This window comes from Dyadobacter endophyticus, assembly GCF_014641595.1.
Lineage (GTDB): Bacteria > Bacteroidota > Bacteroidia > Cytophagales > Spirosomataceae > Dyadobacter > Dyadobacter endophyticus.
The window spans coordinates 937,877-951,865 of the sequence record NZ_BMIA01000002.1 but is presented as its reverse complement, the minus strand read 5'-3'; the positions used below and the strand labels follow the sequence as shown (position 1 = coordinate 951,865).

The following is a 13,989-nucleotide window of genomic DNA, read 5'->3' as shown; positions in this document are numbered from 1 at the left end:
TTGAGACAGCTACTAAGCATTCCGATGTGCCGGGATAATGGGTGGCTCGCCGTTGAACGGGTTTCCCATGGCGCCGATATCCGAGATGCCCATTGTGCTGGCCCAGGTCAGGATCTGATCGCCGTCCTTATTGTAGGCGTATTTGGTTTTAATGTAATCCATGGCCTGATAGAGGTTCAGCCGCTCCTCGGTATCATCAAAGAGGTTGATCTGATAGTTGCCCGTCACGAGATCGCTGAAACTGACTCCGACCAATCTCACCATCATACGCCGGTTGTAAAGCTGGTCAAACAACCTTTCGATATGCGGGATAAGCACATGGTCGGCCGACGTATAGGCGATTTTCAGCTGCTTTGAGAATGTATTGAAATCGGAATAGCGGATTTTTACCGAAACACAGGAGGTGAGCTTTTCCCCCGTCCGCAACTGGAAAGCCAGCGTTTCGGCCATCGCTCTCACCATTTCACGCATTTTCCGCACATCGCCCGTATCCTTTCCGAAAGTCCGTTCGCTGGAAATTGATTTGCGCTCGTGGAACGGAATGATGGGAGAGTTGTCGAGTCCGTTGGCACGGTTCCAGAGCGCAACGCCGTTTTTGCCTAAAACCTGTCCCATTATTTCCATGGGCATTTCCTGGATCGTTTTCACATATCTGATTCCCAGATTGTTGAGCGTCTGGTTCATTTTCTCGCCTACCATCGGGATTTTCTGAACCTCCATTGGGGCGAGAAAGACTTTTTCGGTGCCGGCCTCCACCTGCAACTGGTTATTAGGCTTCGCCTCCCCGGTCGCCACTTTGGAAACGAGCTTGTTGGTTGACAGCCCGAACGAAATCGGGAGGCCGGTTTCCCTGATAATGCGCTGCCGTAGCTCGCTGGCCATTCCAAAGCAATTGAAATATTTGTCCATACCCGACAAATCCGCATAAAACTCATCAATACTTGCCTTCTCAAATACAGGTACATTTTGGCTGATGATTTCGCTTACTTCTTTTGAATGTTTGGAATAAGTTTCCCCGTTTCCCCGAATGACCGTCGCCTCCGGACACAGCATCCGCGCCATCTTCATCGGCATGCCCGAATGCACACCAAACTGCCTGGTTTCGTAGCTGCAGGCAGCCACTACCCCCCGGTCGCCGGTTCCGCCGACGAGAATAGGCTTTTTTTCAAGCCGACTATCCTGCTTGCGCTCTACAGATACGAAAAAGGTATCCAAATCAAAATGTAATATCGCACGGTCCACTACTGTTTGGATTTTTTACAAAATTATGGATTTATTCCAAATATATGGATCATATCCATTTGTTAAAAGGAATTATTCCAAAATTTTTGTAAGTTTGAAATATCAATGCAAGGTCAACCAGCAACCCATCGAACATGCTTATGGCGATTGATGAAGAATTCAGACGTTTTAAACAGATAAGGGAGGAGCTCAATCTCACCCAGGCGGCCTTTGCCGAGGAACTGGGAATCAGTGCGACCACCGCCGATATCGAGCGGGGGCGTACGCGCATACCCGGGCAGGTTGTGAAGGAACTGCTCAAAAAATACCACATCAATCCGCTCTGGCTATTTGGGGACAGTGCACAGAAATACCTTTATGCGGATAAAGTATTTGTCCATCCGAAAGTCGTGACGGTAGATCAGTCCGGTAAGGATAACATTGTACTCGTGAGTGCAAAAGCAGCCGCGGGTTATCCCAACAATATCGGCGACGCACAATGGTTTGAAGCGTTACCCGCCTTTACCATCCCGCTGCCCGAATACCGCAATGCGACATTCCGGGGGTTTCAGGTTGATGGCGACAGTATGACGCCGGCCATACAGTCGGGAGAATGGATCTGGGCCCGTGCGGTGGACGATTGGGATGGGTTGAGTGATAAGAATATGTATGTGGTAGTGACCGTCGATAGCGTGCTGGTAAAGAAAGTGAAGAAAGAGAAGGATTCGGCTTTTGTAAACCTTATATCGCTTAACCCTGAGTATGCACCCATCCGCGTCGACCGTAACGATATCCGCGAAATTTGGCAAGTCAACAGTAAATTGTCTTTCAACCTGGAAGCGGACAAAACCGAAATCAGCTTACAGAGCCTGCATCAGGAAATGCGGGAACTTCGGCAGGAGGTGAAGAGGCTGGTTCAGTAGGGCTACTTAATTATTGCGGGTCGGATGGATTTGGCAAGCGCGTAAAACACTACACCTCTTCCGAAATCAACTGCTTTTCATAAAGCTCCTTGTATGCCCCGTTCAGTGCCATTAGCTGCGCATGTGTGCCCTGTTCAACAATATGGCCGTCGTCGAGGACTACGATTCTGTCGGCCAGTTTGGCGGAAGAGACACGGTGGGAGATAATCACCGAGGTACGCTGGTCCATGATCCGCTTCATGTTGTTGAGGATGATGTTTTCAGTATTGGTATCTACCGCGGAAAGGCAATCGTCGAGGACGAGGATTTTCGGATCGCGGGCGATGGCGCGGGCAATCGAAAGCCGCTGTTTCTGGCCGCCGGAGAGTGTAATACCCCTTTCGCCGAGCATGGTGTCGTAGCCCTGTGGGAAATCTTTGATATTGTTGTAAAGATCGGCATCCTTCACAGCTTGCTCAATTCTTTCAAAAGGCATATCCTCGGTGCCGAACCGCACGTTGTTCTGAATGCTGTCCGAGAAGAGGAACACATCCTGCGGCACGTAGCCGATCTGGCGACGGTACCCGCTTACATCGTAGTCCTTCATCGGAATGTCGTCGATCAATATCTGGCCCTCGGTCGGGTCGTATAGCCGGCATAGCAAATGTGCCAATGTACTTTTTCCCGAGCCGGTCGTTCCCAGTATCGCTACCGATTCACCTGCTTCAACTGTAAGATCAAAATCCTGTAATGCTTTGATGCCCGAATCGGGGTAGATAAAACCCACATGGCGGAAGGTAATTTTGCCATTCAGTGCCCTGCTGATATTCTTTTCAGAAACAAGCGTCGTTTTCTGATTCAAAAACTCATTGATCCGGAGCTGCGACGAGGCTGCACGCTGGATCTGGCTGGTTGTCCACCCCAAAGCCATTACCGGCCAGGTCAGGATATTGACGTACAGTATAAATTCGGTGATATTACCCGGCGTGAGGCGGCCATTGATAATTTCCTGACCGCCAATAAAAATGACCAGAATGTTGCTCAGGCCGATCAAAAGGAGAATAATAGGGTAGAAGAACGCATCTACTTTGGTAAGGCCCAGCGACTTGGTTTTGAAAACTTCGGCCTCCTTTTGAAAATTACTAAAAGACCGGTCTTCCTGAACGAACGACTTAATGACGCGTATGCCCGAAAATGCTTCCTGCACATAAGTTGAAAGCGCCGAAAGTTGCTTCTGAATCTCCTGTGAGCGTTTCATGATCATGCTGTTCACCACGTAAACACTTATCGAAAGCACAGGTAGGGGTAGTAAAACGAAGAGGGTCAGTTTCGGGCTGACTGAGATCATGTAAGAGATAACCAGGAAAAACAACACGATCAGGTTAATGCCATACATCAACGCCGGGCCGACGTAAATGCGGACATTGCTCACGTCTTCCGAGATGCGCGCCATGAGGTCGCCTGTGCTGTGGCGACGGAAAAATGCCGCAGGAAGCGTCTGGTAATGTGCGTATATATCGTTTTTGAGCTCAAATTCGATGTGGCGCGACATGACGATGATCGTCTGCCTTACCAGGAACAGGAATATGCCTTTCAGCAGCGCCATGAGCAGGATCAGAAAGCCGTAGAGCAGAATGCTGAACGCGAAAATGTCATACATATCGCTTTGCAGCGATACGCCATTGTAGAGGTAGTAAATGTCGAGCGTTTCGATCACCAGGTCGAGTGCGTAACGGACGAGCTGGGCAGGGATAATGCCGAAAAGATTGGATATGATCGTAAAAATGATTCCGAGAATGAGGTACCATTTATACTTCCACAAATATTTGTTTAGGGATTTTAATGCTTTCACCTGTTCAGTTTTTTGTCGACGGCGCAGGACGCTTTCTGAGCAACATCCTATTTTGCCAAATCGTTGCAAAAATTAAAACGACGCGTCTCAATTTTCCGATTGTGAACAAAATAGTCTAATTTTGCGGTCAATTTTAAAAACACCAAATGCAGGGCACATACAGAAATGTTCCTGCAATACACGCGGACACGTTCTTTGATTTACTGTACCTTTTATCCAAATAGTATTCCGGCTTATGCTGAATAGAAGATTACTAAGAACCAAGGCGGTTCAGGCACTTTATGCGCGGCAGCTCACAGCAGATGCGAACCGTTTACTGGCACTTGACCGCATTGAAGAGGCATTTGCACCAGACCTCAACTCCATGGAGTTTCAGGACAAGAAAAAACTCTCGGGCATGAAGCGGCTCGCGAACATGACGCTCGACGAGTTCATTAAGAACGGCAAGCCGAATGGCGATGAAGAATTGCCCGACCGGGTGTTGAGAGTGGCCCAAACCGCTTATGAAGCGTACAACCGGCAGACTAATACGGATGGAGAAAAACTCGTTAGAAGGGTTCTGAATGAGACGGAAACGATTTACGTCGACTTCATCAGGATCTTGTCGATGCTGATCGAACTTTCGCATCAGTCAAAAATCGATCGCGAGCGCAGGTACGAAGATCCGGAGGCACCATTTCCCAAAGATTCAGGGTTGGATAGCAATCGGGTGATCAAGGTTTTGCAGGAAGATAAACCGCTTGAAGAGGAGATTATCCGCAGCGGCATCAACTGGACCAACGAAATGAACCTGATCCGGAAAATTTACCGGGAGGCATTGCGGAAGGACGAAACTTACGAAGCTTATTGCAGGTCGGCGTCGCATACGCCGGAGGAAGACCAGGAGATTGTTCAGCATATCTTGCGCCAGGTTATCCTCAAACACGAGGTTTCGCTCGACTACCTCGAGCAACGTGATCTTTATTGGGCAGACCACAGCGAACTGATCCGGAGCCTGGCGATCAAAACCTTGCGTACTGCCGATTTTGCCCACACATTCCAGCTCGCGCCGCTTACCAAGGATTGGGAAGAGGACAGGGCATTTGTGGAAGAACTTTGCAAAATCGTAGTAAAGGAAAGCGATCAGTACGATGTTTACCTGGAAGACCAGCTGAAAAACTGGGAGCTTGAAAGGGTCGCGCTGGTGGACCTTATTATCCTCAAAACAGCCCTTGCGGAACTCATCCATTTTCCGGGTATCCCTGTGAAAGTCACCATCAACGAGTTTATTGAGATCGCAAAAAGGTACAGTACCCCAAAAAGTGGTAAGTTTGTGAACGGCGTCCTGGACGTGCTTTCGGTCAAACTTGCTAAGGAAGGCGTGATCAGAAAAAGCGGGCGCGGTTTGATTGATAATAAGTAAAAGCTGACGAAATTGGGGCCGGGTATAGTGGAACAATTTTTGGAGGCCATTATAAATAAAATGAGCTGACACCCGTTTGCAGCAAAAAACCAGCAGAAATCATGAGTAAAACCAGTAATAGTTTAATCGCATTCCTGACAGGCTGTGTCACCGGCGCAGCTTTGGGTATCCTTTACGCTCCCGACAAAGGAGAGGTTCTGAGGACACAACTCACATACAGACTGTCGAAATACAGGGAAAAACTGCAAGAAGTGATTCAGGATCTGGTAGATAAAAAAGACCAGCCCGATAATTTCTCCCGAACGGAAGGAGAGCGCGTCGTGAATGACGCCCGTGAAAAGGCGGAAAAGCTTCTCGAAGATGTAGACCGCCTGATGGCACAGATCAAGGGCCAGGCCAGCGAATGACCTTTATGAAAAAAATAGCCCTTTTCGCGATTCTGGGATTTGCGGTTGCTTTTTCCGGTTGCTCAAAAAATGAAAAGACAGGCGAAGAAAAACAGGCAAATTCAAAACTGCCTGTTTTTACTTTGATCGATAGCACGGAGTATAACTTCGGGACGATCCAGGAAGGCGCCATTGTGGAGCACGAATTTAAATTCCGCAATGATGGCGAATACCCGCTGATCCTCAATAATATCAGTTCTTCGTGCGGGTGTACGACGCCCGAATGGCCCAAAGATCCGATCGAACCCAAGCAAACTTCGAGCATTAAGGTTCGTTTCGATAGCAAGCATAAGGCCGGGCCGCAGGTTAAAACCATCACGGTTTATGCCAATACAGAACCGGCAAATATAGAAATAAGGCTGAAAGGTATTGTAAATGCAGCTCCTCAGCCGGTAGCAGCAGATTCAGTAACTGCGAAGAAGTAACATTTATACAACCCATCTACTACAATGAATTTTTCTATTTTAGCACAAGCAGCCGGCGGCTCACAAGGTATGATTTACCAGGTCGTAATGTGGGTTGGTATCATCGGGGTATTTTACTTCTTTATGATCCGTCCGCAGCAGAAAAAACAAAAAGAACAAAAAGAATTGCTTACTAACCTGAAAAAGGGCGATCAGGTAGTGACAATCGGCGGAATCCACGCCAGGATCTACACGGTAGAAGAATCTACGGTTACGCTTGAGCTGGATAAAGGTGTCAAGCTGACGGTCGAGAAATCTGCCATTTCGCGTACCATCGCCGGGTAAACTAATCATGAACGGCATGCATTGGCGCCAATGCATGCATTTTCAAAATTGTTGTGAGTCAAGTCCCACCCAACCAAAATAGGATCAAAACATTTATAGGATGCTTGCTTGCGGCATCCTTTTTTTGGTTAATGAATGTCCTCAATAAGGACAATTATTCTCTCAAACTGAATTATCCATTGTCGATCGAATACGATAATTCTGCTTATGTGCCGATGCAGCCACTTCCCAAAAGGATTTCGGTGAATGTAACGGGGGACGGCTGGACATTGCTTCAAAAGTCGTGGCTGAATTTCAATGCCAACCCCGTGGTATACCGCGTGCAAAATCCGACTGTGGCCAGTTTTATCAATTCTACCACGCTTACGGAACAGATTACTGAAATGTTCCCTAACCTGCACGTCAACTACGTCGTAGCCGACACTTTTGAACTTAGTTTCGAACCCAAGATCCGGAAAATCATTCCTATTCGTGTCGACAGCACGGGAATCGATATTCGCGAAGGATACGTGATTTCGAGTTTTATCAATGTATCGCCATCGCTTATTTCGGTAGACGGGCCTGTATCGCAGATCAAATCCTATCCGGATACGATTAAAGTGCGGGTGCCAACGCCGAAAATCCAGAACAATTACGACGAAAGCCTGCCTATACCATTGCCCGTTTCCCCGCTTGTCGAAGTGAGCCACCGCGACGTGTATGTGAGCTTCGAAGTTGCACAGTTCCTCAGTGCGCCACCGCAGCAATAGCTTTTAACCGAAACACCATGGAACTTCCACTTCTGATAGGCGTCACCGGAGGCATAGGTTCCGGTAAGAGCATGGTTTGCAGGTTGTTTGAGTGCCTGGATATCCCCGTTTACTACGCCGACAGCCGTGCAAAATGGCTGACGAATAATGACCCGGAAATTCGTGAAAAGGTGGTTGCATTGCTTGGAAATGAGGCTTATGATCGTGAAGGGCTGTACAATACCCGGTTTGTCGCTTCCAGTGTTTTCAAAAATGAGCCTTTACTGAAAGCGTTGAATGCGATTATCCATCCTGTCGTGCTTCGTGATACGAAAGAGTGGGCCGGGCAACGTACAGGCGCACCCTATGTGGTGAAGGAGGCAGCTATTATGGCCAAAGCGGGCCAGGCGAATGCGGTGGATTATGTCGTTTTGGTGGAAGCACCCGTCGAATTACGCGTTCAAAGGATATTGCAGCGTGACAACCGCACGGAGCAGGAAATCAGGGCAATTATTGAACGGCAGGTTTCGGATGAATCGAGGCGCGAAATAGCTGATTACATTGTGAATAACGACGATGCTTCGGAGCTGATACCACAAGTCCTGCATTTGCATGATACTTTCCTGAAGGCGAGATCTTCCAGACATTAAAAATCCACATCCAACCCCAACGCTTGTTTTAGTTCGAGCAGGTAGGGGTTTTTTTCTGCCATAAAATTAAATTTCTCGGCAGGTGTGTAAGGCAGCCTGTTTACTTCCTGCGGCGCTACACGGGGATTAATGTCGAGTTTGGGCGCATCGAGCCGTGATTTCAGAAAGCCCAGCAACTCATATCGCATATTCATTACCGCATCTTGCTGATGATCATTATCCAACGCAATTTCGATGGTGGTACCATTCAGTTGAATTTCGCGGTTCAATGTGATTTGCTCCGTTGTTGAATTCCCTGCTTGGAGGCGTTTTTGAGAAAATTCGTACCAGAAACGTTGCAGATTTGCTAACGTCAATTCTTCTCTTTTTGCACCATTAGGAACAGTGGCATAATCAGCCGAAGGTTCGGCATTGCTTTGCTTGGCAGGTTGCTGTACAGGAGGCGTCAGCGATTGAGTAAGCGAAACGGTACTTTTTAGTCGCGAAGGCGCAGCTTGCTGCAGTGCTGCTGACTGCTGGGGACTTGCTTGCTGTGACGCGGTCGCAGGTTGTGCAGGCGCGTTCGCGTAGGCATTTCCGTTCGATTGGCCATTCGCAGGCGCGGCAGGTTGCGGCGCGGTTGCCAGTGGCGGAGTCGCCGTATGATTCAGGGATTGTTGGGGCTCAACTTTTTTTTTTGCCGTTTCATCAACGGCGGCAAGAGAGTGAAGTTGAAGAACCTGGGGCAAATTGGCGAGTTTCATGAGACAAATCTCCACATGCAATCGCTGGTTTTTCGCCGATTTATAATTGATATCGCATTGCCCGGTAATGCTCAGCGCCGAAAGCAGGAAACTGAGATCCGCCATTAATGATTGTTCCAGGTATTTCCGCTCGGCCGACTCCGAAACCTGTAACAACGTAACTGTTGAGGGGTCTTTACAGACAAGCAGGTTACGGAAGTGTTCCAGAAGACCAATCACAAACAGGTGTCCATCGAATCCTTTCCTTAATATTTCATCGAACAGCACCAGCGACCGAGCAATACTGCCCGCAGTAAGCGCATCGGTGATTTTGAAATAATAGTCGTAATCGAGAATATGAAGGTTTTCCAGCACCGCCGCGTAGGTGAGGTGGTTATTGGTGGAAAACGTTACATTCAAATCGAACATCGAAAGTGCATCCCGCAAACCCCCGTCGGCTTTCTGGCCTATCAGTTCGAGGGCTTCGTGCTCTGCATGAATGCCTTCCTTTTGGGCAATATCTGCCAGGTGGTGGGCAATATCCTTCGACTGAATGCGGTTGAAGTCGAAAATCTGGCAGCGCGATAGGATCGTCGGGAGGATTTTGTGCTTTTCTGTCGTTGCAAGGATGAAAATAGCATAGGAAGGCGGCTCTTCCAATGTTTTCAGAAACGCATTGAATGCAGCCTGCGAAAGCATGTGCACCTCGTCGATGATGTAGATCTTGTACTTCCCTGTCTGGGGCGGATAACGGACCTGGTCGATCAGGTTGCGGATGTCCTCCACCGAGTTGTTGGAAGCCGCGTCGAGCTCGTGGATGTTGAAAGAAGCGTTGTTCTGGAAGCTCACGCAAGACTCGCATTCGCCGCAAGCCTCCGCATCGTCGCCCAGGTTCTGGCAGTTGATGGTTTTGGCCAAAATACGCGCACAAGTCGTTTTACCTACACCGCGGGGGCCGCAGAAAAGGAAAGCTTGCGCGAGGTGATTGGTACGAATGGCATTCTTCAAAGTGGTAGTGATGTGTGACTGCCCCACTACCGAATCAAAGGTGACGGGACGATACTTCCTGGCCGAAACAACGAAATGATCCATGGTGCAAGATACTTCCGCGCACTGGATTTTCAAAGCCGTTACTTCGTCACGAGCGGGTAAACACGCACGTAATCGACCTCCATTTTTTGCGGGAAAATGCTGTCATCCACGCCCTTTTGCCCACCCCAATTGCCACCGACGGCGATATTTAAAATTAAATGAAAAGGCTTGTCGAAGGGCCATTCGGGCCATTGGTAGGCAGCCTCCTTTTTGAACGTAAAATAGGCATTTCCATCCACCAGGATTGTGATCGCCTCGGGCGTCCATTCGCACGTATACACGTGAAAATCCTCCGAGAGTCCTTTCACGACCACATTGTTTCCCTTGTTCGTCTTGATAGCGTGGTTGAATGCTTTCGTATGGATATTGCCATGCAACCGGTCCTGATCGAACCCTACATGTTCCATAATATCGATTTCGCCATTATCCGGCCAGCCTTTGTTGCCGTATTCGTTCCCGCTCGCCAACATCCAGATAGCCGGCCACGTTCCGCGTCCTTTTGGCAGTTTGGCCCGGATTTCGAATTTGCCATACGTAAAATCTCCCTTACCCTTCGAAACCAGCCGTGTGGAGCTATATTGCTGCTTGCCCGACGGTTCCTTAATAGCAGTGATCACCAGATTGCCATGCTCTACTTTGGCATTCTCGATTTTGTCGGTATAATTTTCCAGCTCATTATTACCCCAGCCACGATCGCCCAGGTCATAGCTCCATTTGGCGGGATCGGGTTTGCCGGTGTAGTTGAACTCGTCCTGCCAGGATGGGGTGGGGGCGAAGGCGTAATGTGGTTTGTCAGCTTTGGGAATTGTTGATGGCTGGGCGCAGCCGACCGCAGTAGACAGTGCGTTGATACAAATTGCTGCTGTAAGTCGATTGAAAGAAGTGATAGTTGCCCGCATGTTATACTTTTTTCGCAGGGTTCGAACCGCTTACCGGCTTGGAAGCCTCGGGATGATTTTCTCGTTTTGGCAGGTTGTTGAAGTCGATGTTTTTGACGGCTTCTGCAAGATCCCTTACTTTTTTGTCAACTACTTTTTGCTGCTCAGGAGTCAATGTGAAATCTGATTTCTTGTTCATAGCTGTATTTTTTTGATAAGATAGTGGTTGTAATCTACATTCGGTTCAAGGAAAACCACAGCCCCGTTAGCTGTAATGCCGAATAGCTCATATTGTCCAGATAAGTTTTTCACTTCCCTTGAAATGGCAATGCGGTACAATCAGTGCCGACGGGCATCACTCCCTCGAAAACCAACAATCGCATCGGGAGATTTGGTCAGAAAGTCACACACGATTTGGAAAACAGTGGTTAACACTACTTGGAGATCGCCATTCCTGCTTTCCACCTGATCGCTCAATTCACCATTTTCTAACGGATCGAGTAACGCGAGATTGAAAATACTGCCTTGCCGAGCCTTTCGAATGAGACAGTTTTAACAATCTTTTTATTCGCACTAACACTCTCAAACTTATAAATTAACCCATCAACGCCGATTTCAAACGGGTAGCCCTTTTCATTCATACATTTAACGACTTATAGTGTGCCTGATATTCTCTCTCAAACATATAAAAATTCCTTTTAACCCAAATTATAAATTGCTAAACCCCAGTATTTAGTGAAATCCTGTGGTTTTCATGCTTAATTTTGTAGCCCGCTTGTCGTTTTAATGTAATGAAGGAAATAAAGTTGAGTACGGAAGTTGCCCAGGAAGTCCCCGATTGGAAGATTGATCACCACACTAAAATACTGACCATCGGCTCCTGTTTTGCTGAGGTGCTAGGCAATCAGCTTGGTGATTTCAAGTTCGATGTGCTCAATAACCCGATGGGTACGGTGTTCAACCCGCTAACTATTTGCAAGATTCTGGATAGCGCGGTAGAGGAGAAAAGGCCTAATCCTGCATTGTTCCTGCAAAATCCCGACCAAATCTGGCTGCACCACGATTTCCATTCGTCGCAATGGGCCCATGGGCAAGGCGCGCTGGATGCCCTGCTTTCGGATAAATTGGACGAAATCCGAGAATTTCTGAGCGAGACGGATTTACTGGTAATCACATTGGGAACCGCCTATGCATACCGGCACCGGAAGACAAACCTGATCGTGGGCAATTGTCATAAAGTACCCAGTGACCGTTTCATCAAAGAGCTCCTGCATTTCGATCAGATCATGATCGCATTTGAGCAATTAATACAAAAACTGATACCCTATAACCGGAAGTTGCGCATCATGCTTACGGTTAGCCCCGTGCGTCACACCCGCGATACGCTCCCGCTTAATCAGGTGAGTAAATCGACCTTGCGGCTCGTAGCACACCGGCTTTCTGAGAAATACAAGCACGTAGACTACTTTCCGTCGTACGAGATCATGGTCGACGAACTGCGGGATTATCGGTTCTATAAGGAAGATCTGATCCACCCCAGTGCGGTTGCGGAAGAATACATATTTAATGCATTTGCCCAAACATATATGGAACCGGATGCATTGAAATTCATGAAGGAATGGGCGTCGGTGCGGGATAGCCTGGCACACCGGCCATTACATGGCTTTACGTCCGGGCATCTCAAAATGCTGAAATCTTTGTGGAGCAAGCTTAATGCGATTTCAAGAAGCGTGGACGTGTCTTCGGAAATGGAAGAGGTGGAGCGGAGAATCGGAGAATTTCCGGGAATGTGACAAACTCATTGGTGTCATTTCGTGTTGCATAATATCAAGTCAAAGTACCAACCATAATAATGGGAGAATTTACAATCAATAAAGAAAAAGTATTGCAGGCATTGAGTACTGTGGAGGAGCCTGATCTTAAAAAGGATCTGGTTACGCTCGGTATGATCCAGGATATAGAAATCGGCGTAAACCAGGTACGGTTTACGGTAGTGCTTACAACCCCCGCTTGCCCTCTTAAAGAACTGATCAAGAAGAATTGCGAGAATGCGATCCATGAGCATCTGAGCCCGGATGTGGAGGTGATTATCAAGCTCACTGCAAACGTAACGACAACCCGTCACACAGGCCCCTTGATTCCCGGCGTGAAGAACGTGATTGCGATTTCTTCCGGAAAGGGTGGAGTAGGGAAATCGACAGTTACCGCCAACCTTGCCATGGCATTGCATCGCTCGGGTGCGAAAGTAGGTATTATCGATGCGGATATTTCCGGGCCTTCTATCCCGGTGATGTTCGGTGCGGAGGATATGCAGCCGACGATCACTCCGAAGGATGGCAAGAATTTTATCAATCCGATCCGGCAATATGGTATTAAAATGATGTCGATCGGGTTTCTGACCCCTCCCGATAGCGCGGTAGTGTGGAGAGGACCGATGGCCAGCCAGGCGCTGCGCCAGTTTTTTGGCGATACCGACTGGGGCGATCTGGATTACCTGCTGATCGATTTGCCTCCCGGTACCAGCGACATTCACCTGACGCTCGTGCAAACTGTACCGGTAACGGGCGCAGTGGTGGTAACGACACCGCAGAAAGTGGCTCTGGCCGATGCTATCAAAGGCTTATCGATGTTCAAACAGCCGCAGATCAATGTGCCGATTTTGGGCGTAATCGAAAATATGGCCTGGTTCACCCCGGAAGAGTTGCCCGATCACCAATACCATATCTTTGGAAAAGGTGGCGGACAATTGCTGGCAGATAAATTCGGAGTGCCGTTACTGGGCCAGATCCCGTTGGTACAAGGCATTCGCGAGGCGGGCGACGACGGAAGGCCGGCGGTAATGGATACCAATCCGATCGTCAATGAGGCGTTTTTGAATGCGGCGGAGGCATTGGCGCAGCAGGTGGCGATCCGCAATGCGTCGCGTGAGCGAACCAAACCTGTGGAAATACAGGTTTAGTAGTTAGTAACTGAATGATTTGATTTTTTGGATATAATCTTGCATCTTAGCAGACAGACTTTTTTAAAATGGATTCAAAAGAAAAAACCATAGAATTGATCGAGCAGGCGCTCGAAACGGTGCGTCCTTATTTGCATGCAGACGGAGGCGATGTGAAATTGGTGGAGCTGACGGACGACCTGGTTGTGAAGCTGGAACTACAAGGTTCTTGCCAGAGCTGCCCGATGAGCGCAATGACTTTCCGCGCCGGTCTCGAAGAATCGATCCGCAAAGCGGTGCCCTACATTAATAAGGTTGTTTCCTCGAATGTGCCTGAACTGGCATAGTAGCGGAAAACGCATATCAGATATTGGTTAAAAGCAGTTTCCTGTACGGGCAGCTGCTTTTT

General features: G+C 48.3%; 15 protein-coding genes and 1 pseudogene. 10 read left to right on the top strand and 6 right to left on the bottom strand.

Annotated elements, in window-relative coordinates:
* Positions 1-12 precede the first annotated feature (12 nt).
* On the bottom strand, positions 13-1,242 hold the full coding sequence (dinB, locus tag IEY24_RS16160; RefSeq protein ID WP_188933886.1) for a DNA polymerase IV: 1,230 nt from the start codon (positions 1,240-1,242) through the stop codon (positions 13-15).
* A gap of 134 nt (positions 1,243-1,376) precedes the next feature.
* Here dinB and IEY24_RS16155 point away from each other — a divergent pair, with 134 nt between their 5' ends.
* Positions 1,377-2,144, top strand: a complete 768-nt coding sequence (locus IEY24_RS16155) for a LexA family transcriptional regulator (protein WP_229222415.1) — start codon at positions 1,377-1,379, stop codon at positions 2,142-2,144.
* A gap of 49 nt (positions 2,145-2,193) precedes the next feature.
* On the opposite strand, the gene IEY24_RS16150 is transcribed toward IEY24_RS16155, so the two are convergent.
* The gene (locus IEY24_RS16150) at positions 2,194-3,975 is read right to left on the bottom strand and encodes an ABC transporter ATP-binding protein (protein ID WP_188933884.1); all 1,782 of its coding nucleotides are present in this window, start codon (positions 3,973-3,975) and stop codon (positions 2,194-2,196) included.
* A 235-nt stretch (positions 3,976-4,210) separates the two neighbouring features.
* On the opposite strand from IEY24_RS16150, the gene nusB reads away from it, so the two are divergent.
* The 6 genes from nusB (at position 4,211) to coaE (ending at position 7,950) form a co-directional block, all read left to right on the top strand.
* A complete protein-coding gene (gene nusB / locus IEY24_RS16145; RefSeq protein WP_188933882.1) occupies positions 4,211-5,377 on the top strand; it encodes a transcription antitermination factor NusB in 1,167 nt (388 codons plus the stop codon).
* 101 nt (positions 5,378-5,478) lie between these two features.
* Positions 5,479-5,784: a YtxH domain-containing protein gene (locus tag IEY24_RS16140; protein WP_188933880.1), complete on the top strand. Its 306-nt coding sequence runs from the start codon at positions 5,479-5,481 to the stop codon at positions 5,782-5,784.
* 5 nt (positions 5,785-5,789) lie between these two features.
* On the top strand, positions 5,790-6,248 hold the full coding sequence (locus IEY24_RS16135; protein WP_229222413.1) for a DUF1573 domain-containing protein: 459 nt from the start codon (positions 5,790-5,792) through the stop codon (positions 6,246-6,248).
* Between the two features lie 24 nt (positions 6,249-6,272).
* Entirely contained in the window at positions 6,273-6,572 is a 300-nt protein-coding gene (yajC, locus tag IEY24_RS16130; RefSeq protein WP_188933876.1) for a preprotein translocase subunit YajC, read from the top strand.
* A 131-nt stretch (positions 6,573-6,703) separates the two neighbouring features.
* Positions 6,704-7,321: a YbbR-like domain-containing protein gene (locus tag IEY24_RS16125; protein WP_188933874.1), complete on the top strand. Its 618-nt coding sequence runs from the start codon at positions 6,704-6,706 to the stop codon at positions 7,319-7,321.
* 17 nt (positions 7,322-7,338) lie between these two features.
* Positions 7,339-7,950: a dephospho-CoA kinase gene (gene coaE / locus IEY24_RS16120; RefSeq protein WP_188933872.1), complete on the top strand. Its 612-nt coding sequence runs from the start codon at positions 7,339-7,341 to the stop codon at positions 7,948-7,950.
* Here the strand turns inward: coaE and IEY24_RS16115 are convergent.
* The 4 genes and pseudogenes from IEY24_RS16115 to IEY24_RS33245 form a co-directional block, all read right to left on the bottom strand.
* A complete protein-coding gene (locus IEY24_RS16115) occupies positions 7,947-9,764 on the bottom strand; it encodes a DNA polymerase III subunit gamma/tau (RefSeq protein WP_188933870.1) in 1,818 nt (605 codons plus the stop codon). The two genes, coaE and IEY24_RS16115, sit on opposite strands and share 4 nt — an antisense overlap.
* A 38-nt stretch (positions 9,765-9,802) precedes the next feature.
* Positions 9,803-10,663, bottom strand: coding sequence for a glycoside hydrolase family 16 protein (locus IEY24_RS16110; protein WP_188933868.1), 861 nt, complete (start codon positions 10,661-10,663; stop codon positions 9,803-9,805).
* Position 10,664: 1 nt separating this feature from the next.
* Entirely contained in the window at positions 10,665-10,841 is a 177-nt protein-coding gene (locus tag IEY24_RS16105) for a hypothetical protein (RefSeq protein WP_188933866.1), read from the bottom strand.
* Positions 10,838-11,161, bottom strand: a pseudogene (locus tag IEY24_RS33245) (DUF6934 family protein). Before IEY24_RS33245 ends, IEY24_RS16105 begins: the two are co-directional and overlap by 4 nt.
* A 272-nt stretch (positions 11,162-11,433) precedes the next feature.
* Between IEY24_RS33245 and IEY24_RS16100 the strand changes: the two are divergent.
* From IEY24_RS16100 to IEY24_RS16090, 3 genes are all read left to right on the top strand, one after another.
* Positions 11,434-12,435 carry a GSCFA domain-containing protein gene (locus IEY24_RS16100; RefSeq protein ID WP_188933864.1) on the top strand — a complete coding sequence of 334 codons (1,002 nt, stop codon included), beginning with the start codon at positions 11,434-11,436 and terminating at the stop codon, positions 12,433-12,435.
* A gap of 59 nt (positions 12,436-12,494) precedes the next feature.
* Positions 12,495-13,601, top strand: coding sequence for an Mrp/NBP35 family ATP-binding protein (locus tag IEY24_RS16095; protein ID WP_188933862.1), 1,107 nt, complete (start codon positions 12,495-12,497; stop codon positions 13,599-13,601).
* Between the two features lie 68 nt (positions 13,602-13,669).
* Positions 13,670-13,927: a NifU family protein gene (locus IEY24_RS16090; protein ID WP_188933860.1), complete on the top strand. Its 258-nt coding sequence runs from the start codon at positions 13,670-13,672 to the stop codon at positions 13,925-13,927.
* Positions 13,928-13,989 lie beyond the last annotated feature (62 nt).

Coding starts and splice junctions, on each gene's coding strand:
- IEY24_RS16155 (WP_229222415.1), top strand. CDS start 1,377: ATGCTTATGGCGATTGATGAAGAATTCAGACGTTTTAAACAGATAAGG.
- nusB (WP_188933882.1), top strand. CDS start 4,211: ATGCTGAATAGAAGATTACTAAGAACCAAGGCGGTTCAGGCACTTTAT.
- IEY24_RS16140 (WP_188933880.1), top strand. CDS start 5,479: ATGAGTAAAACCAGTAATAGTTTAATCGCATTCCTGACAGGCTGTGTC.
- IEY24_RS16135 (WP_229222413.1), top strand. CDS start 5,790: ATGAAAAAAATAGCCCTTTTCGCGATTCTGGGATTTGCGGTTGCTTTT.
- yajC (WP_188933876.1), top strand. CDS start 6,273: ATGAATTTTTCTATTTTAGCACAAGCAGCCGGCGGCTCACAAGGTATG.
- IEY24_RS16125 (WP_188933874.1), top strand. CDS start 6,704: ATGAATGTCCTCAATAAGGACAATTATTCTCTCAAACTGAATTATCCA.
- coaE (WP_188933872.1), top strand. CDS start 7,339: ATGGAACTTCCACTTCTGATAGGCGTCACCGGAGGCATAGGTTCCGGT.
- IEY24_RS16115 (WP_188933870.1), bottom strand. CDS start 9,764: ATGGATCATTTCGTTGTTTCGGCCAGGAAGTATCGTCCCGTCACCTTT.
- IEY24_RS16110 (WP_188933868.1), bottom strand. CDS start 10,663: ATGCGGGCAACTATCACTTCTTTCAATCGACTTACAGCAGCAATTTGT.
- IEY24_RS16105 (WP_188933866.1), bottom strand. CDS start 10,841: ATGAACAAGAAATCAGATTTCACATTGACTCCTGAGCAGCAAAAAGTA.
- IEY24_RS16100 (WP_188933864.1), top strand. CDS start 11,434: ATGAAGGAAATAAAGTTGAGTACGGAAGTTGCCCAGGAAGTCCCCGAT.
- IEY24_RS16095 (WP_188933862.1), top strand. CDS start 12,495: ATGGGAGAATTTACAATCAATAAAGAAAAAGTATTGCAGGCATTGAGT.
- IEY24_RS16090 (WP_188933860.1), top strand. CDS start 13,670: ATGGATTCAAAAGAAAAAACCATAGAATTGATCGAGCAGGCGCTCGAA.